The following is a 16425-nucleotide window of genomic DNA, read 5'->3' as shown; positions in this document are numbered from 1 at the left end:
CCACGGGAAATCGTTCCCGGGGAACCGCCGAGGGCCCCCCGATGCTTGCGCGTGACGACAAAGACTCCCTGAAACGTACCCCCCTTTACGATCTTCATGTCTCGCTCGGCGGCAAGATGGTGCCGTTCGCGGGCTATGACATGCCGGTGCAATATCCGGCCGGAGTCCTGAAGGAGCACCTTCATACCCGCAACGCAGCCGGCCTGTTCGACGTCTCCCACATGGGCCAGATCGCGCTCCGGCCGAAATCGGGCAAGGTCGAGGACGCCGCCCGCGCGCTGGAACGGCTGGTGCCGCAGGATATCATGGCGATCGCGCCTGGCCGGCAGCGCTACGCCCAGTTCACCAATGCCGAGGGCGGGATTCTGGATGATCTGATGGTCGCCAATTTCGGCGATCACCTCTTCCTGGTCGTCAATGCCGCCTGCAAGGCCGAGGACGAGGCGCATCTGCGCGCGAATCTCTCGGACGACTGCGTCATCGAGCAGCTGGCCGACCGCGCGCTGATTGCGCTGCAGGGGCCGAAGGCGGAATCGGCGCTGGCGAAATTATGTGCAGAGGCGCCCGACATGAAATTCATGGATTCCGGCCCGCACAAGGTCGCCGGCCTCGACTGCTTCGTCTCGCGCTCCGGCTATACCGGCGAGGACGGCTTCGAGATTTCGGTTCCTGCCGGCGATGCCGAACGGCTCGCCAAGGCCCTGCTGGACAATCCGGACGTCATGCCGATCGGGCTCGGCGCCCGTGACAGCCTGCGGCTCGAAGGCGGGCTTTGTCTTTACGGCCACGACATCGACACCGCGACCACGCCGGTCGAGGCCGCACTGGAATGGTCGGTGCAGAAGAGCCGCCGCACCGGCGGCGCGCGTGCCGGCGGCTTCCCCGGCGCGGCAAAGATTCTCGCCCATTTCGACCATGGCGCGTCCCGCCGCCGCGTCGGCCTGCGCACCGAGGGCCGCGCGCCGGTGCGCGAGGGCGCGCTGCTGTTTGCGGACGCGACCTCCGCCGAGCCGATCGGAAAGGTCACCTCGGGCGGTTTCGGCCCGAGCCTGAATGCGCCGGTCGCGATGGGCTATGTGCCCACGGCATCGAGCGCGATCGACACAAAACTCTTCGCCGAAGTGCGCGGCCAACGCCTGGCCGTGCAAATCGCCGCCATGCCCTTCGTGAAAAACACCTACAAACGCTGAGGACCGAGAAAATGACCACGACGCTCTACACGTCCGACCACGAATGGCTCGCGATCGACGGCGATGTCGCCACCGTCGGCATCACCGACTACGCGCAATCGCAGCTCGGCGACGTCGTGTTCGTCGAATTGCCCAAGCTCGGCCGCACGCTGAAGAAGGCCGAACCCGCCGCCGTCGTGGAATCCGTGAAGGCCGCATCGGACGTCTACGCGCCTGTGACCGGCGAAGTGCTCGAGACCAACGCTGCGCTCGCCGCCGAGCCCGCACTGGTGAACTCGGATGCGCAAGGCGCGGCCTGGTTCTTCAAGATCAAGATTGCCGACAAGAGCGAGCTCGGCGGTCTGATGGACGAAGCGGCGTACAAGGCCCACACGGCGTGAGATGATGCGAACTCCGACCTCATATTCGGTGTCATCGTCCGCCTTGTGCGCACTGCGCACTGGGGCGGACGATCCAGTACGCCGCGGCCCATCGGCCCCAGCCGAAGCGGCTGCGTTTACTGGATGCCCCGCCTTCGCGGGGCATGACGGCGACAAGAACATCTGAAGCGAGGACCCATGATGACCGCGCACCGCAAATCCAATGGCGATACCACCAGCTTCGTTCGCCGCCACATCGGCCCCTCCGCGCGCGACGTCACCGCGATGCTCGAGGCCGTCGGCGCGAACAGCGTCGACACGCTGATGGCGCAGACGCTGCCGGCCTCGATCCGGCAGACCGCCCCACTCGATCTCGGCAAGCCCTTGAGCGAGACCGAAGCGATCGCGCATATGGCCGAACTCGCCGCCCAGAACCAGGTCTTCACCTCGCTGATCGGCCAAGGCTATTCCGGCACGATCCTGCCCGCGGTGATCCAGCGCAACATTTTGGAGAACCCGGCCTGGTACACGGCGTACACGCCCTACCAGCCCGAAATCAGCCAGGGCCGGCTCGAGGCGCTGCTCAACTTCCAGACCATGATCTGCGACCTCACCGGGCTCGACGTCGCCAACGCCTCGCTGCTCGACGAGGCCACCGCTGCCGCCGAAGCGATGGCGCTCGCGGAGCGGCACTCACGGGTCGAAGCAAAGGCCTTCTTCGTCGACAAGGACGTGCATCCGCAGACGCTCGCGGTGATGCGCACCCGCGCGGAGCCCCTGGGCTGGACCCTGGTCGTCGGCGATCCCCTCACCGATCTCGACAAGACGGACGTGCTTGGCGCGCTGCTGCAATATCCGGGCAGTTCAGGCGCTGTGCGCGACCTCAGGCCCGCGATCGCCAGCCTGAAGGCCAAGGGCGCGCTCGCGATCATCGCCGCCGATCTGCTGGCGCTGACACTGCTCGCCTCGCCCGGCGAGCTCGGCGCGGACATCGCCATCGGCTCGGCGCAACGTTTTGGCGTGCCGATGGGCTATGGCGGACCGCACGCGGCCTATATGGCGGTGCGCGATGCGCTCAAGCGCTCGCTGCCCGGCCGCATCGTCGGCCTCTCCGTGGATTCGCGCGGAATGCCGGCCTATCGCCTCGCGCTGCAGACCCGCGAGCAGCACATCCGTCGCGAGAAGGCGACCTCCAACATCTGCACCGCGCAGGTGCTGCTCGCCGTGATCGCCTCGATGTATGCGGTCTATCACGGCCCCGAAGGCCTTTCGCAGATCGCGCGCAACGTGCATCGCCGCGCCGCCGTGCTGGCGGCCGGCCTGCGCAAGCTCGGCTTTACGCTTCAGTCCGACAATTTCTTCGACACGCTCAGCGTGGATGCAGGTGGCAAACGCGCCGAGATCGTCGCGCGCGCCGCTGCCGACAAGATCAACCTTGGCGTCGGCGAAACCGCATTGCGGATCGCGCTCGACGAGACCACCACGCCCGCGACGGTCGAAGCGGTCTGGCGCGCCTTCGGCGGCCAGCTTGCCTATGCCGAGATTGACGCCACCACGCGCGAGGCGCTGCCGGAGACGCTCAAGCGCGCGACCTCTTTCCTCACCCACCCCGTCTTCCACGCGCATCGCTCGGAAACCGAGATGCTGCGCTACATGCGCAAGCTCAGCGATCGCGACCTCGCGCTCGACCGCGCGATGATCCCGCTCGGCTCGTGCACCATGAAGCTGAACGCGACCACCGAGATGATGCCGCTGACCTGGCCCGAGTTCGGCTCGCTGCATCCGTTCGCCCCGCGCGAGCAGGCACGCGGCTATCACGCGCTGTTCGCGCGCCTGGAGAAGTGGCTGTGCGACATCACCGGCTATGACGCGATCTCGCTGCAGCCGAACTCGGGCGCGCAAGGCGAATATGCCGGGCTTCTGGCCATCCGCGGCTATCACGCGGCGCGTGGCGAGACGCATCGCAAGATCTGCCTGATCCCCTCCTCCGCCCACGGCACCAACCCGGCTTCGGCCGCGATGGTTGGCATGGACGTGGTGGTGGTCGCCTGCGAAAAGAACGGCGATGTCGACGTCAACGATCTCCGCGCCAAGGCGGAAAAGCATTCAAACGACCTCGCCGCTGTCATGATCACCTATCCCTCGACCCATGGCGTGTTCGAGGAGCACATTCGCGAGATCTGCGACATCGTGCATGGCCATGGCGGCCAGGTTTATCTCGACGGCGCCAACCTCAACGCGCAGGTCGGCTTGTCCCGGCCCGGCGACTACGGCGCCGATGTCAGCCATCTCAATCTGCACAAGACCTTCTGCATTCCGCATGGCGGCGGCGGCCCGGGCATGGGCCCGATCGGCGTCAAGGCGCACCTTAAGCCGTTCCTGCCCGGTCATCCCGCGACGGATGGGAAAGCGCCCGTGGGGCCGGTCTCGGCCGCGCCGTTCGGCTCGGCTTCGATCCTCACCATCTCCTACATCTACATCCTGATGATGGGCGGCGAAGGCCTCAAGCGCGCCACCGAGATCGCGATCCTCAACGCCAACTACGTCGCAGCAAGGCTCGATGCGCACTTCCCGGTTCTCTACAAGAACGAAAAGGGCCGCGTCGCGCACGAGTGTATCGTCGATCCCCGCGCGCTGAAGACGACCTCAGGCGTCACCGTCGACGACATCGCCAAGCGCCTGATCGACTACGGCTTCCATGCGCCGACCATGAGCTTTCCGGTGCCGGGCACGCTGATGATCGAGCCGACCGAGTCGGAATCCAAGGCGGAGCTGGATCGCTTCTGCGATGCCATGATCGCGATCCGGAAGGAAATCGCCGAGGTCGAAGCCGGCCGCTTCAAGATCGAGGCGTCGCCGCTGCGTCATGCCCCACACACCGTGCATGACATCGCGGACGACGATTGGAAGCGCGCCTACACCCGCGCCGAGGGCTGCTTCCCCGCAGGCACCTCGCGCACCGACAAATACTGGAGCCCGGTGGGGCGCGTCGACAACGTCTATGGCGACCGCAATCTGGTGTGCTCGTGCCCGCCGGTGAGCGATTACGCGGAGGCGGCGGAGTAAGACGCGACGGAGGTTTCGTAGGGTGGGTTAGCTGGCGGCGGCGCGAAGGCGCAGACCGCCGGCGTAACCCACCGCTTTAGCTTCCGCGGCGACGAACAGTGGTGGGTTACGCCGTGCGAACTGCGCTGCGCGCAGTCGCAGGGCTAACCCACCCCCTACGGCACTGAACGCGCATCTAGGGCGCAACCAACGATCGGCTTTCGCGATCCCACCGCCACAGCCGTTCATTGGTCAGCTCAGTCCCAGCCCACCATCGGTGGATCGGGTTATGACGGAGGAAATCGTCTTCTCCTGCCAGCACCGCCTTCCCAAAATCGGTGAGCGACAAACGGGACTGCTTGTATCGCGCGTGACGGAGAGGATCGTTGTGCATGTCGAGCGTAAACGGCCCCTCGTCGAGCCCCGATATCGCCGGCTCCGGACATCGCACGAGGCCATCGAGCAGCGCTCCGACTTCCCAGTAGTCGAAAACGCGCCGCTCATTGCGTTTCTGCTCACCCGGGAAAACGTCAAAGGGATGCACGTCGCCCGGTGCGATCAACTCCAGCATTCGCGTTTCAGTCGCTCCAAGACCGATGGCGACACTCGGAAGCTCGTCGAGGAGGTCCGCCACACACTGACCGAGTTGCGGCAGCAGGCCTAAATCCGCCTTGAGGAGATCAAACCAGTCCTGCGGCGTCGGCGCGCGATAGGCGCGCCACGCACGGCCGGTCAGATCAAGGTGATCTTTCGTGGGCTTGACGGTCGGCGGGTTGAGCGCTGCAAGTCGCTCGGCATCGGCGCCGCCAACGGAGATGTCCAGCTGACGCATGACGAGCTTGGGAACCGCCGATTTCTCGCGCCAGCAGTAGTCGAGCAACCGGAGCAGAATCAATTGCGCATTCGGCTCTGACTCCATCCACAATTCGACCGAGTCGCATTCAGCGAACAATTCGATCAATCCGCGATCCTTCGCACCCGATCCTTCGAGACGCCAGCGCGGCATATCATCCAGCCAATGAAGGCCATGTGGCTGCTTGGTGCGTGGCGCAAAAAACGCATCGAGCTCGACATCGGACGGCAACGGTCCCCAGACCAGCCGGCGCTCGATCGCAATCACGAGATCAGCAAGGCCGGCGCGTTGGATCGCGCCGGCGGTGGACGAGTCCGTTGTCACAATGAGCCGCATCATGCCGGTGGCCTCAAGGCTTCGTCAAAGAAGGGCCGTAGCGCCACAGCCGATCGTTGGTCAGCCGCGTGCCGCCCCACCAGCGATCGATTGGATTGTGGCGGCTGAAATCTTCCCTGCCCGCCAGCACCGACCTCCCAAACTCCGTTATCGACAATCTGCTCCGCAGATAAGCGTCATCACGGTCCCTCAGATTCTCTCGGCGGATATTCCGCAGTTCATCGTCGAGTCCGGCAATCGCGGGTCTCGGACCTAGCGCAAGTCCGTGCGGCAACCACCCCAGCTCAAACTCGCTAAAACCACGCGTACGGCGAAGACTACGCAGATGGAACAATGCATTCGTCCGTTCGTAACCCCGTGCAATGAGTTCGAGGAATCGCATTTCCGTCGCGCCGAGCCCCGTCGAAATTGACGGAAGCTCCGCCAGCAAGTCGATCAAGGCCGGCTTCAGCATCGGCAGGGCACTCAGATCGTTGTCAACGAGGCCGACACAGGCCTCGGGCGTCGGCGCGGCGTAGGCCAGCCAAGCCTTCCTTGCCGTTGCGAGTTCATCCGAGGTGATGTCGACAGCCGGAATGTAGGACAGCGACTTACTAATGTTCGCCGCCTCCTGTGAGATGAGATCGAAGGCAATCAGTCGGAGCTTTGACTTGGCCACGGTCTCTGGGTGGGAGCGGAGATATTCGAGCAGCCAGATCAGCTGGAGCTGATCATTTGGGGTCCGATCGAACCACAATTCGACGACGTCGTAGGATTGGCAGAACTCGACCAGCGAGAGATGTCTGCGGTCTTCGGCAGCCGACGGCCGGCGTCCAACGAAGTCCGACCAGTGCGTCCCCGGACCCGCTCCCCCCGAGCGAGCGGCGACATAGACTGCAAGTTCGTCAAGAGGCGGAGGCCCATCGACAAAGCGGAACGTGAAGGGGATGACGATTTCGGCAAGGCCCGAGCGCATGAGGTCGAAGCCGGACGAACTCGTCAGAAACGCACGCTTCATCGCCTAAATACTCCAGGCAAAACGAAACGGGCACTGACGACGTCGGCAACTCAACGTCCTCAGCGCCCGCTCCTCGCGAAAAACTTTACTGTTGAAGCTTACTCGTCCGCCGGCTCCTCGCCGTCGGCGTCACGCTCGGGGCTCCCGGCGAGAATCTGCTCGGCGATCAGGCCGGAGTTCTGGCGGATCGAGGTTTCGATCTTGGCGGTGATGTCGGGGTTGGCCTTCAGGAATGCTTTCGAATTCTCGCGGCCCTGGCCAAGACGCTGGCTGTCATAGGAGAACCAGGCGCCGGACTTTTCGACGATGCCGGCCTTGACGCCGAGATCGAGGATCTCGCCCATCTTGGAGACGCCCTCGCCGTACATGATGTCGAACTCGACCTGCTTGAAGGGCGGCGCCAGCTTGTTCTTCACGACCTTGACGCGGGTGGTGTTGCCGACAACCTCGTCGCGCTCCTTGATCGCGCCGATGCGGCGGATGTCGAGACGGATGGAGGCGTAGAATTTCAGCGCGTTGCCGCCGGTGGTGGTCTCCGGCGAGCCGTACATCACACCGATCTTCATGCGGATCTGGTTGATGAAGATCACCATGGTATTGGACTTGTTGATGGACGCCGTCAGCTTGCGCAGCGCCTGGCTCATCAGACGGGCCTGCAGGCCCGGCAGCGCGTCGCCCATCTCGCCCTCGAGCTCGGCTTTCGGCACCAGGGCCGCGACCGAATCGATCACCAGCACGTCGACCGCGCCGGAGCGCACCAGCGTGTCGCAGATTTCCAGCGCCTGCTCGCCGGTGTCCGGCTGGGAGATCAGGAGCTCGTCGATGTTGACGCCCAGCTTGCGCGCATAGACCGGGTCGAGCGCGTGCTCGGCGTCGATGAAGGCGCAGATGCCGCCCTTCTTCTGCCCTTCCGCAACCGTGTGCAGCGCCAGCGTGGTCTTGCCCGAGGATTCCGGCCCGTAGATCTCCACGACGCGCCCCTTCGGCAGGCCGCCGATCCCGAGCGCGATATCGAGCCCCAACGAGCCCGACGAGATCGCCTCGACATCCATCGAACGGTCGTTCTTGCCCAGCTTCATCACCGAGCCCTTGCCGAACTGCCGCTCGATCTGGGAGAGCGCGGCGGCGAGAGCTTTACTCTTGTCCATGGAGGATCCTTCGACGATACGCAGGGCAGTGGTGGACATCGGGTCGTGCTCCTTATGACGAGGATTCGCGTGAGGGACAAACGATTGGCGAGGCGGCGCGGCGATAAAAGCAATGTACCCTATTTGTTCTATGTTCGCAATATGTTCTTTTGGGAATTTGCACGCTCTGGCTGACGCGCATCAAAGACGGATGACCCGCACGCCGCCAGAATTCGGTAATCCTGCGGCACCGAACCTTTCGCGGTCTGCGGCCTTCTCTTGGATGAGACTGCAACTCTGGGACTTCCAATCATGACCGAAAATACGCATCACGATACGAGCCGGCGCACTCCACTGCTGGAGGCGGCGCGAGAGGAGCTGAGCAAGTTCGAGCGCAAGGAAAACGAGTTCCGCAAGAAGGATCGCGAAGAGCGTGCCGCCGAACTCCATCTGCCGCTGGACGCGATCAAGGTTCACTAAGGCCGCGGGGACGAGGGCTTGGGAGCTGACAGGCCGGCTGGCTGGGCAGGCGGCGGCGGTGTTCGCCAGCGGCAACGCGCCAGCGACGAGGCCGGAGCGGCGCCATTGATCTCAAAAAGATCGGCACGGGAATCGGGATTCGGATGGCCGTGGAGGCGAGTCCGAGTCGATATGGTATCTAATTACTACCAGTAAACCATTGATTGAACGAGAAGAATTTTCCGGCGGGCTACTGTGCATGGGGTTGTTTTCGTGTTTTTGAAAGGCGCGCATGGGCCTTTCCAGTCGCGGAGCCATATCCCGGCACCCAACGCCGCCTATAGCAGAACCAGCAACCCGATGCCGATCACCAGCACGACGAAGCCAGCCGCCGTCGCGGCGGCGAATGACCGCTCTACGTTGTCCATGATGCCACCCCGTTGCCGGTGCGCCACGTTTCCCCCATGGCAGCACCGTCGCTGCGAAATCTCGCCTGCGGTTGTGTCCTGAGTTGTGCGAACGGATGTCGAAATTGGGACCGGTGCGGGGCCAGTCTGCGGCCCGCCGAGGTCCGGCTTTTGCTGCCACCATCAGGCCTTGTCAGGCTGTCGTAAGCTGAGCCGGCTAGGGTCGCCTGGCTATGGTGTTGCAGCCCAGCACCTCAGCCTCCAATAACCTTTCCCCGCTTGGTTCTTCCAAGCGGGGTTTTTCATTCCGATTTCATTCCGATTTTGATGCCGATTTCCATGCCGGCCGGCCGGTTTGCGAACCGCCCTCCTCCTGCGTCAGCCGCAGCGAGAAGGCGCGGATCGCCGGCGCCGCGAGCAGCACGATCGGCAGCATCGCCGCCCATGCGATCAGCCACGACACCATCCAGTGCGCGAGGAAGTCCAGTGCGTTCCCTGCCGGAAAGCTGGCGATGGCTGCGGCGATCAGCGAGGTCAGTCCGGACTGGATGATTCCGAACACGAAATGAGAATAGCGGCGGGGAATGCCCGGCATGACGCGCCCATGTTGTTGACCGTCATCGGGCCGAGCAAGGCATATGCCGCCGCGTTCCGGAAGGTGCCCTTACCCATCCCAGGAACTCTGTTCTTGGTCGGAGAACCACGGGCATGAGGTCTCGCGCCGCCGCGCGTGGCCGGCGTCTTTCGACATCCGATTTCGAATGTTTCGGAGCGCCTGCGCGTGCGAGATAGCCGTGAGCTATCCGGGGCTTACCGACAGATTTGGCTTTCCCTGGAATATTATGCCGCCCAGCATGTTCTCAGTGATGGAAGTGAATCGTGGGAGAAGGCCATGAATCACAGGGGCGTCGAGTTCACCGTCGCCAAGACGGCACTTCCCGGCATCTGGCAGTGGCAGTTCCGGATCGGCGAGCAGATCAAGACCGGCCGAACCGAGACCAAGATCGATCTGTTGGCGATCCGGCGGGTGCAGCTGCGCATTGATCGGGAGCTGAAGGCGATCGGGCGCAAAACCGCCTGAGCGGCAGGCCTAAACGGCAGGACCGAGATCGGCGGCGGGGCTGGCGCGCCCCGGCGCGCCGCAGCCGTCATGGCCTATAGGACACAGCGGCGCCCATGGGGCTATTCCGTAGCCGACCGGAATTGATCTGCCGACGGTTTGGGATTGGACTGCTCGCGATTATGGCCGTGGGGACGGAGCCATCAGGCGCGATCGGTGCGAACCATGCCGCTCTACTTCTTTCGAATCCGGAACGGCAGCTATTCCGGCTGTGCCGACCAGGCGTCGGAATTTGCCGATCGCGATCTGGCCTGGAAGGAGATGACCAGCGTCTGCGCCGACATGGCTGCCGGCATCGCCCGCAAGCTCCAGGAAAATTCCGAATGGAATATGGAGCTGCTGGACGAGGCCAAGGAGCCCGTGTTCCGGATCCGCATCACATCGGAAACCTTCAAATAGGGGCCAAGCCTAATCCGCGCTGGGCAGCCGCCGCATCGTGAATTCGATGTCGCCGCCGGGCAGCTCGCGCCAAGTCTCGACCGCGCTCATATAGCCGGCCTTGGGGTAGCGGGTGAAGAAAGCCTGCGCCCTCTCCCGTGCCGCCGCGCGTGGCAGCGTGAAGGTTTCGCGCAGATAGCCGTCGCCGGCCCTCGCGCCGGGCTTGCCGCCCATCTTGCGCCGGCGCGCCATCCGCTCGGCGAGATCTCGCGGACGATCGGCCATATCCCGCCTCCTTTACGCAATACGCTCTCGCGCAATGTAGGAAGCGGGCCGGCCGAAATGGAGTCCCGGCCGGAGGCATCAGCCGCCTCCGATCGGACAGAAGCTCAATTGGCAGTCGTGCCGGACTTCTTCTTCGGCGCACCGGTCGCGGCCGACGCCTTTGGCGCCGCCGCCTGCTTCGGCGGGTCGGAGCGCATGCCGCCCCAGGGATCGTTGGAGGCCTTGGAATCCGGAATCTTCTTCAGCGTTTCCTTGTAGGCCTTGTCACGCTCGGCTTCCGCGGCCTTCTCCTCAGGGGTCTTGCCCGGACCGTCCTGCAGCAAATTGAGATTGGGCATTTGCGCAGAGGCCGGTCCCGCCAGCACGGTCGGTCCCGCCAGAACAGCCAGCACCGCGGCCATACGGAAAAGCTTCATCATCGACTCCTTGATCATCCATGGCGGCGCGGGTCGCCCCCGCCTTGTCACCCCTGGCACAACCGCAGGGGCTGCTCGGCCCGCTAGAGCCGGTCCGATTTGCACGATTTCGGCGCGTGGAGCCAGTCGTCCCAGATCGGGCCGCACTTGGTGCACCCGTTCAGCAACAGTCCGAGCCCGGCCAGACAAAACACGAGGACATACCGACGCAACATCACCCACCCATACCCACTCCGTGGCATCATACCGGGCGAAGTCAGGCATTTTCAAGCCGACGGGACCCGTGGCAGTCCGGGTGACTTTGCCGCGCCGGTCCGCTCGGAATGCCGAACATCCGGCAACACGGAGGAAACGACAGCAATGCCATCGCAGCCAGAAGCCGAGTTCGGCATCACTGAAGCCAGACGCATCCTCGGCGAGGTCTTTGCGCCCTGGGTCCAGGATCTCAACCTGTCGGTCGAGCGCATCGAGCACCTGCCGCCGCCGGACGTGCCGGACTGGCAGCCGGCAGCGCTCCTGCGCATGCCTTTCTCGGAGCGCCTGTGCCGCAACGGCGGCGTGGTCTGCGGCCAGGCGCTGATGGCACTCGCCGATACCGCCATGGTGATTGCGAACCTCGCCGCCAACCGCGGTTATCGTCCAATGACGACGGTTGACCAGACCACGCATTTCATGCGCGCAGTCTCCTCGTCGGACGTGCTGGCCGACGCCCGCGTGGTGCGACTCGGCCGCACCATGAGCTTTGGCCGGGTCACGCTGCTCTCGGCCACCGACAACAAGCCGGTGGCGATGGTGTCGAGCGCGTTCGCGATGCTGCCGGGGTGAGCATCAAAGAAGAAAGCCGCGTGAGCGCACCGCGGCTCTCGATAGCGTCATGTCGAGGCAGGAAATGCGATCGCGCGTCGCGCCGTCACGCGGGAGAAGTCACTTGCCGAGCACTTCGTCAGCCGCCGTGACGATGCTGACGTTCGGATTCTTTCCGCAATAGCTGCCGAACTGCTTGGTTCTCGACGAACACGTCGGTGTCGATGATCGCGTTCTCTTCATCGCCCTTGTACCAGCCGTCCATCCAGGTCAGCACCATCTTGATGGTGTCGTCGCCGCTCTCCAGGAACTGTTTGCAGCTCATGGTCGCGAGATCGAGCTTGGTGGCGTGGGCGGGCATGGACGACAGCGAGAGCGCTGCGGCGAACAGAAGCGAAAGCGTGGTCTTCATCAATATCTCCATCGGCGCGTAGCGCCACAAAGGAACGGCTTGGGGGAAAATCCGCGGAGTGACTTCCGCTTCGACGTCGTAAACGAAATCTGAAGCGCTGTGCAAGTAGCGCCAGTATTGAGTTTAGTTCAACGTAATTTCTATGCACTACTTCACAAATATCATTATGGATTAACGCGGATGATCGAGAAGCGTGCAGCGCAGCGTTACCGTGTTTTCAAGGGTGGAACGATCACCTTTGAAAATTGCGGCATCACGTGCACGGTGCGAAACATGTCGGCGGACGGCGCCGCAATCGACCTCGATGCCCTCGTCGCAGTGCCGCAATCGTTCACGCTCGCGATCGCGCGCGACAATTTCGTGCGCAAATGCCGAGCCGTCTGGCGCAGCGAGAGGCGCATCGGCCTCGCTTTCGTACAGTAGTGCATACCGTGTGAATGATCATTCGCATCACATCCACAACACGATGATCATTGCTTGATGCGACGGCGACGGCTCGCGCAGATTCACATGGGTTGCCGGTGTCGCGGGCGAGCACGACGACGAAACCTCGCCTGGCCAGCAGGCTCGCTATGGGCCAGCCGTTTGCCGCCCGATGCTTGGCTGCGGTGACGATGCGAGGAGCGTGATGAGAGCGGCCAAATAGCAGGAGCGGGTCGCCAGCGCCCGCCTCACCTATTTCGGCTTCTTGGCAGATTCAGGCGGACGCGCCCCGCTCCACGGATCGTACTTCTCCTTGGACTCGGGAATGCGCTCGAGTGCGGCCTTGTAGGCCTTCTCGTCGACCTTGGGCTTGTTGTCCGCCTTCTGGCCGCCCTCGTTAGGCTGACGCCTGCCGCCGCCCATCTGCGCCTGCGCGGAGGCAACCGCCAGCGCCAGCACCGCGGCCGCTATGACCAAAATCCTCATGGACGCAATCCCCCTCGTCTGGCGCACAAACTAGCCGGCAATTATGGAATAGCCAATGCTGCGGGCTCCAAGGGCCTGAGGAAATCTTGGCTTCGGGAAATGCTGGCTTCAGCAAATCTTGATCGGCCATGTCTTCGTCGGATCGCATTCGTGCCTATTTTGGCCCGCAGGGGACCTTCACGGATGTTGCGGATCATTATTCATGCCGCGCTGCTGGCCAGCGCGCTCGCGCTCGGGGCCTGCGGCTTTGCGGACAGCCGCGCACCGGTGCCCGAGTTCATGCGCATGAAGGAGGCCGAGCAGCCTCCGCCCGAAGCGCCCCCTGACGTCAAACGCGTCGTGCGCGAGCAGATCGAATTCGTCTTCCTCAGCACGTCCTATCCGCGTGAGGTGCATGTCGCCACGCCCCATCGTGAGGTGCGGGGACCAGGCTGGACAGCTTGCGTCCGCGCCCAGCTCACCTCGGCGACCGGCTCGCCGCTCGGCCCACAGACCTACATCGTGACCATATCGGGCGGAAAGGTAATCGATCGCCGCCGCGCCGAAGCGGACGACATCTGCGGATCGGAAAGCTACGAACCGATCTAGGAACAAATCACGCCGACAAGCGATCCGGTTCCGGGAAAAACCTGTAGTTCTGCCGGAACGATCGCTGCCTCCCCTTCTTGTTACCGCCGAGGGCAGTTTCGAGGAGGACATGATGAGGACATTCACGATTGCATTGCTGGCTGGCGTCGGAGCCTTGGCAGCGGTGAGCGGCGCGAAGGCCGCCGACGTCTACACGACCAGCGAATACACCAGCCCCGATCTCGTCCAGGAAGTGCGGCTGGTCTGCGACGATTCCGGCAATTGCTATCGCACCCGCGGCGGCTCGCGCGTGATCGTGCGCGACTCCTACGCGACCATGCCGCGCGACCGTTACTACGAGCGCCGCACCTATCGTGACTGGGACGATGGTCCGCGCGGCGGCGTCGGCATCCGCGCGCCCGGCGTCAGCGTTGGCGTCGGTGTCGGCGATCGCTGGTAGTCGATGAAGCCATGACAGGCAGGACCGGACGAGACAACTCGCCCGGTCCTGCCCATGTCAGGTTTCGAGCGGATCTGCCGGCGTGACGACACGCGTTGCCGACGGAAGCTGCGCGATGAAGCGGGCGAGCACCATGCCAGCACACATCGCGGCGACGAAAATGAATGGGGACGCCGAGCCAAATCCGAGCGCGGTCAACGCCGGGCCTGGACAAAAGCCTACAAGGCCCCAGCCGATACCGAAGATGGCGGGACCGGCGATAATTCTCCGATCGATATCTTTTCGCGTTGGGACATGGAAGCGATCGGCGAAGACAGGCCGCGCCAGTTTCAAGACGCGACTGAAACCGATGAAGGTCACCGCGACCGCGCCGGCCATCACGAAAGCGAGGCTTGCATCCCACGTTCCCGCCGGGATGCCGCCAACGTCCAGGAAATTCAGGACCTTCGCCGGGTTCGACATACCTGAGACGATGAGGCCAAGGCCAAAGACCACACCGATTCCGAATTGAATGAGGATTGTCATCGCGGTCAGCTCCAGTGCCGCATCACGAAGACGGTCGCCATGCCGGCCGCCATGAAGGTCATGGTCGCGACCAGCGATCGCACCGACAACCGCGACAAGCCACAGACGCCGTGGCCGGAGGTGCAACCGCTACCCCACACCGCGCCAAAACCGGTGAGCAGTCCCGCGACAATCAGAAGCGGCGTTCCGGCGGCGATCGTTTGCGCCGGCAGGCTTCCGGTGACAAGGCGCACCAGGACGGGCGCGATGACGAGGCCCGCGACGAAGGCGAGCCGGCCGGCGAATTGCCGATCCTCGTAAGGCGGAAACAGCCGCGCCGCGATTCCGCTGACTCCCGCGATTCGCCCCGTCGTCCACATCAGCAGCACGGCGGACAGGCCGATCAACGCGCCGCAAAAGAGCGACGCAATCGGCGTAAAAGGTGTGACGACCATGATGATCCTCCGGGTCGAGAGCAATTCTGTCGTATCCATCGGGAGATCCGGCGGCTCGCGGCCGGATGCTCAACGAGACGTTAATATTACCACTCGAATTGAAGCGGCGTCCCAACGGTATTTTCCAATCTTTGCGCTAAGCATGGCCTCCTGAACGGGGACGACGGGACGTGGTCGACATCGCGCACCAGGCTGCGATCAATCCAGCATCGGCAAAGCCTGCCGCGACGGCGCGCGCGCGCGTCCCGCTTACGGCGATCGAAGCCGGCCAATGGCGCGCACTCGCGCAGCGCGCGATCGAGCCGAACGGATATTACCTGCCGGGCTGGGAGCTCGCTGTCAGTGCAACCGCGCGCGGCCGCACCGATGCCTCGGCGCTTCCCGCATACGATGGATCGCGGTTGATCGGGCTTATGCCGGTGATCTCGCTCTGGCGGGCATGGAAGATCCCCCTGCCCGCGCTGGTGAGCGCCCATCCCTACGGCACGCTGTGCAGCCCGCTGATCGACCGCGATGCCCCGACCGAGGCAGCGACGCGCCTGTTGCAGCAGGCCCGCGCGACCGGAGCGCATGCGCTCGTGCTGAACGATGTCGCGCTCGATGGGGCGGCAATGACCGCCCTCAATCAGGTTCTGAATCGCGACGGCCTGAAGCCGCGCCTCCTGAGCTCCTACATCCGCGCCAGCCTGGACGCAACGCTGGACGGTGAGACGCTGCTACGAGACGCGCTCGGCACCAAAAAGCTCAAGGAGCTGCGCCGCCAGCGGCATCGTCTCGAAGACCACGGCGCCGTCGTGTTCGATGTCGCGCACAGCCCCGACGAGATCGGACCGGCGCTCGAAACATTCCTGCAGCTCGAAGCCAGCGGCTGGAAGGGCAAGCGCGGAACCGCGCTGGTCCAGCATGCCGGCGATGCAACCTTCATTCGCCGCGCCGTTCCCGCGCTGGCAGAAACCGCGCAATGCGAGATCATCACCCTTCGCGCCGGCGCCACGCCGGTGGCCGCCGGCATCGTGCTGCGCCATCAGGATCGCGCCTTCTTCTTCAAGCTCGGTATCGACGAGCGCTTTGCCAGATATTCGCCGGGCGTGCAGCTCACGCTCGAGCTCACCCGCCGCCTTTGCGCCGATCCGGCCATCGCCAGCGCGGATTCCACGGCGAGCGCCGATCACCCCATGATCAACCCGATCTGGCGCGGGCGCTTCGCCGTCGGCAACGTGCTGATACCGTTGCGGCGGAACGATCCGATCGTGGCGCTCGTTCACGGAGCGCTCGCGGCGCACGGCATCGCCTACGCGGTGGCGCGCCGCGCAGTTCGCCTGCTTCGTAAATAGGATAACTG

Annotated in this window: 20 protein-coding genes and 1 pseudogene; 11 read left to right on the top strand and 10 right to left on the bottom strand. The window is 64.0% G+C overall.

From position 1 onward, the window contains the following. The first annotated feature begins 41 nt into the window (after window positions 1-41). From gcvT to gcvP, 3 genes are all read left to right on the top strand, one after another. The gene (gene gcvT, locus IVA75_RS01460; protein ID WP_027567643.1) at window positions 42-1190 is read left to right on the top strand and encodes a glycine cleavage system aminomethyltransferase GcvT; all 1149 of its coding nucleotides are present in this window, start codon (window positions 42-44) and stop codon (window positions 1188-1190) included. Between the two features lie 11 nt (window positions 1191-1201). Continuing rightward, a complete protein-coding gene (gene gcvH / locus IVA75_RS01455; RefSeq protein ID WP_027567642.1) occupies window positions 1202-1570 on the top strand; it encodes a glycine cleavage system protein GcvH in 369 nt (122 codons plus the stop codon). Window positions 1571-1750: 180 nt separating this feature from the next. After that, the gene (gene gcvP / locus IVA75_RS01450; RefSeq protein WP_247287449.1) at window positions 1751-4615 is read left to right on the top strand and encodes an aminomethyl-transferring glycine dehydrogenase; all 2865 of its coding nucleotides are present in this window, start codon (window positions 1751-1753) and stop codon (window positions 4613-4615) included. 175 nt (window positions 4616-4790) lie between these two features. Here the strand turns inward: gcvP and IVA75_RS01445 are convergent, their stop codons facing one another. The 3 genes from IVA75_RS01445 to recA form a co-directional block, all read right to left on the bottom strand. Further along, window positions 4791-5786 (bottom strand): hypothetical protein, encoded by a 996-nt coding sequence (locus IVA75_RS01445; RefSeq protein ID WP_247287306.1) that lies wholly within the window; start codon window positions 5784-5786, stop codon window positions 4791-4793. Between the two features lie 10 nt (window positions 5787-5796). After that, a complete protein-coding gene (locus IVA75_RS01440) occupies window positions 5797-6780 on the bottom strand; it encodes a hypothetical protein (protein WP_247287307.1) in 984 nt (327 codons plus the stop codon). A 98-nt stretch (window positions 6781-6878) separates the two neighbouring features. Beyond that, complete coding sequence (recA, locus tag IVA75_RS01435) at window positions 6879-7967, bottom strand: recombinase RecA (protein WP_027567639.1); 1089 nt, start codon at window positions 7965-7967, stop codon at window positions 6879-6881. Window positions 7968-8219: 252 nt separating this feature from the next. Here recA and IVA75_RS01430 point away from each other — a divergent pair, with 252 nt between their 5' ends. Then, on the top strand, window positions 8220-8387 hold the full coding sequence (locus tag IVA75_RS01430; protein ID WP_197031139.1) for a hypothetical protein: 168 nt from the start codon (window positions 8220-8222) through the stop codon (window positions 8385-8387). Window positions 8388-9086: 699 nt separating this feature from the next. Here the strand turns inward: IVA75_RS01430 and IVA75_RS01425 are convergent. After that, entirely contained in the window at window positions 9087-9368 is a 282-nt protein-coding gene (locus IVA75_RS01425; protein WP_247287308.1) for a DUF2798 domain-containing protein, read from the bottom strand. Window positions 9369-9665: 297 nt separating this feature from the next. Between IVA75_RS01425 and IVA75_RS01420 the strand changes: the two genes are divergently transcribed. Next, window positions 9666-9854, top strand: coding sequence for a hypothetical protein (locus tag IVA75_RS01420; protein WP_027567637.1), 189 nt, complete (start codon window positions 9666-9668; stop codon window positions 9852-9854). Between the two features lie 204 nt (window positions 9855-10058). Further along, window positions 10059-10292, top strand: a complete 234-nt coding sequence (locus IVA75_RS01415; protein WP_247287309.1) for a hypothetical protein — start codon at window positions 10059-10061, stop codon at window positions 10290-10292. A 9-nt stretch (window positions 10293-10301) separates the two neighbouring features. On the opposite strand, the gene IVA75_RS01410 is transcribed toward IVA75_RS01415, so the two are convergent. Continuing rightward, a complete protein-coding gene (locus IVA75_RS01410) occupies window positions 10302-10556 on the bottom strand; it encodes a hypothetical protein (RefSeq protein WP_027567636.1) in 255 nt (84 codons plus the stop codon). A gap of 104 nt (window positions 10557-10660) precedes the next feature. Further along, the gene (locus IVA75_RS01405; protein ID WP_027567635.1) at window positions 10661-10972 is read right to left on the bottom strand and encodes a hypothetical protein; all 312 of its coding nucleotides are present in this window, start codon (window positions 10970-10972) and stop codon (window positions 10661-10663) included. A 360-nt stretch (window positions 10973-11332) separates the two neighbouring features. Between IVA75_RS01405 and IVA75_RS01400 the strand changes: the two genes are divergently transcribed. After that, window positions 11333-11797, top strand: coding sequence for a PaaI family thioesterase (locus tag IVA75_RS01400; RefSeq protein WP_007612196.1), 465 nt, complete (start codon window positions 11333-11335; stop codon window positions 11795-11797). A gap of 99 nt (window positions 11798-11896) precedes the next feature. Here the strand turns inward: IVA75_RS01400 and IVA75_RS01395 are convergent. Then, a pseudogene (locus IVA75_RS01395) lies at window positions 11897-12188 on the bottom strand (HdeA/HdeB family chaperone). A 180-nt stretch (window positions 12189-12368) separates the two neighbouring features. On the opposite strand from IVA75_RS01395, the gene IVA75_RS01390 reads away from it, so the two are divergent. After that, window positions 12369-12611 (top strand): PilZ domain-containing protein, encoded by a 243-nt coding sequence (locus tag IVA75_RS01390; protein ID WP_247287310.1) that lies wholly within the window; start codon window positions 12369-12371, stop codon window positions 12609-12611. Between the two features lie 252 nt (window positions 12612-12863). On the opposite strand, the gene IVA75_RS01385 is transcribed toward IVA75_RS01390, so the two are convergent. Then, entirely contained in the window at window positions 12864-13097 is a 234-nt protein-coding gene (locus IVA75_RS01385; protein ID WP_247287311.1) for a hypothetical protein, read from the bottom strand. Between the two features lie 183 nt (window positions 13098-13280). On the opposite strand from IVA75_RS01385, the gene IVA75_RS01380 reads away from it, so the two are divergent. Together IVA75_RS01380 and IVA75_RS01375 are read left to right on the top strand one after the other, a co-directional pair. Next, window positions 13281-13685 (top strand): hypothetical protein, encoded by a 405-nt coding sequence (locus tag IVA75_RS01380; protein WP_027567630.1) that lies wholly within the window; start codon window positions 13281-13283, stop codon window positions 13683-13685. Window positions 13686-13794: 109 nt separating this feature from the next. After that, complete coding sequence (locus IVA75_RS01375; RefSeq protein ID WP_035961409.1) at window positions 13795-14124, top strand: hypothetical protein; 330 nt, start codon at window positions 13795-13797, stop codon at window positions 14122-14124. 57 nt (window positions 14125-14181) lie between these two features. Here IVA75_RS01375 and IVA75_RS01370 read toward each other — a convergent pair whose 3' ends face one another. Then, the gene (locus tag IVA75_RS01370) at window positions 14182-14649 is read right to left on the bottom strand and encodes a DUF6691 family protein (protein WP_247287312.1); all 468 of its coding nucleotides are present in this window, start codon (window positions 14647-14649) and stop codon (window positions 14182-14184) included. 5 nt (window positions 14650-14654) lie between these two features. Continuing rightward, window positions 14655-15083, bottom strand: a complete 429-nt coding sequence (locus tag IVA75_RS01365) for a YeeE/YedE family protein (protein WP_247287450.1) — start codon at window positions 15081-15083, stop codon at window positions 14655-14657. A gap of 170 nt (window positions 15084-15253) precedes the next feature. Between IVA75_RS01365 and IVA75_RS01360 the strand changes: the two genes are divergently transcribed. Continuing rightward, the gene (locus IVA75_RS01360; protein ID WP_247287314.1) at window positions 15254-16417 is read left to right on the top strand and encodes a GNAT family N-acetyltransferase; all 1164 of its coding nucleotides are present in this window, start codon (window positions 15254-15256) and stop codon (window positions 16415-16417) included. The last annotated feature ends 8 nt before the right edge of the window (window positions 16418-16425 follow it).

Origin of the sequence: Bradyrhizobium sp. 134, assembly GCF_023074155.1 — a bacterium.
Taxonomy (GTDB): Bacteria; Pseudomonadota; Alphaproteobacteria; order Rhizobiales; family Xanthobacteraceae; genus Bradyrhizobium.
Note: the sequence above shows the minus strand (reverse complement) of the source record. Positions and strands in the feature narration are given on the sequence as shown.

Coding starts and splice junctions, on each gene's coding strand:
- IVA75_RS01405 (WP_027567635.1), bottom strand. CDS start 10,972: ATGAAGCTTTTCCGTATGGCCGCGGTGCTGGCTGTTCTGGCGGGACCG.
- IVA75_RS01415 (WP_247287309.1), top strand. CDS start 10,059: ATGCCGCTCTACTTCTTTCGAATCCGGAACGGCAGCTATTCCGGCTGT.
- recA (WP_027567639.1), bottom strand. CDS start 7,967: ATGTCCACCACTGCCCTGCGTATCGTCGAAGGATCCTCCATGGACAAG.
- IVA75_RS01365 (WP_247287450.1), bottom strand. CDS start 15,083: ATGGTCGTCACACCTTTTACGCCGATTGCGTCGCTCTTTTGCGGCGCG.
- IVA75_RS01440 (WP_247287307.1), bottom strand. CDS start 6,780: ATGAAGCGTGCGTTTCTGACGAGTTCGTCCGGCTTCGACCTCATGCGC.
- IVA75_RS01425 (WP_247287308.1), bottom strand. CDS start 9,368: ATGCCGGGCATTCCCCGCCGCTATTCTCATTTCGTGTTCGGAATCATC.
- gcvH (WP_027567642.1), top strand. CDS start 1,202: ATGACCACGACGCTCTACACGTCCGACCACGAATGGCTCGCGATCGAC.
- IVA75_RS01445 (WP_247287306.1), bottom strand. CDS start 5,786: ATGATGCGGCTCATTGTGACAACGGACTCGTCCACCGCCGGCGCGATC.
- gcvT (WP_027567643.1), top strand. CDS start 42: ATGCTTGCGCGTGACGACAAAGACTCCCTGAAACGTACCCCCCTTTAC.
- IVA75_RS01400 (WP_007612196.1), top strand. CDS start 11,333: ATGCCATCGCAGCCAGAAGCCGAGTTCGGCATCACTGAAGCCAGACGC.
- gcvP (WP_247287449.1), top strand. CDS start 1,751: ATGACCGCGCACCGCAAATCCAATGGCGATACCACCAGCTTCGTTCGC.
- IVA75_RS01385 (WP_247287311.1), bottom strand. CDS start 13,097: ATGAGGATTTTGGTCATAGCGGCCGCGGTGCTGGCGCTGGCGGTTGCC.
- IVA75_RS01375 (WP_035961409.1), top strand. CDS start 13,795: ATGATGAGGACATTCACGATTGCATTGCTGGCTGGCGTCGGAGCCTTG.
- IVA75_RS01410 (WP_027567636.1), bottom strand. CDS start 10,556: ATGGCCGATCGTCCGCGAGATCTCGCCGAGCGGATGGCGCGCCGGCGC.
- IVA75_RS01380 (WP_027567630.1), top strand. CDS start 13,281: ATGTTGCGGATCATTATTCATGCCGCGCTGCTGGCCAGCGCGCTCGCG.
- IVA75_RS01390 (WP_247287310.1), top strand. CDS start 12,369: ATGATCGAGAAGCGTGCAGCGCAGCGTTACCGTGTTTTCAAGGGTGGA.
- IVA75_RS01420 (WP_027567637.1), top strand. CDS start 9,666: ATGAATCACAGGGGCGTCGAGTTCACCGTCGCCAAGACGGCACTTCCC.
- IVA75_RS01370 (WP_247287312.1), bottom strand. CDS start 14,649: ATGACAATCCTCATTCAATTCGGAATCGGTGTGGTCTTTGGCCTTGGC.
- IVA75_RS01430 (WP_197031139.1), top strand. CDS start 8,220: ATGACCGAAAATACGCATCACGATACGAGCCGGCGCACTCCACTGCTG.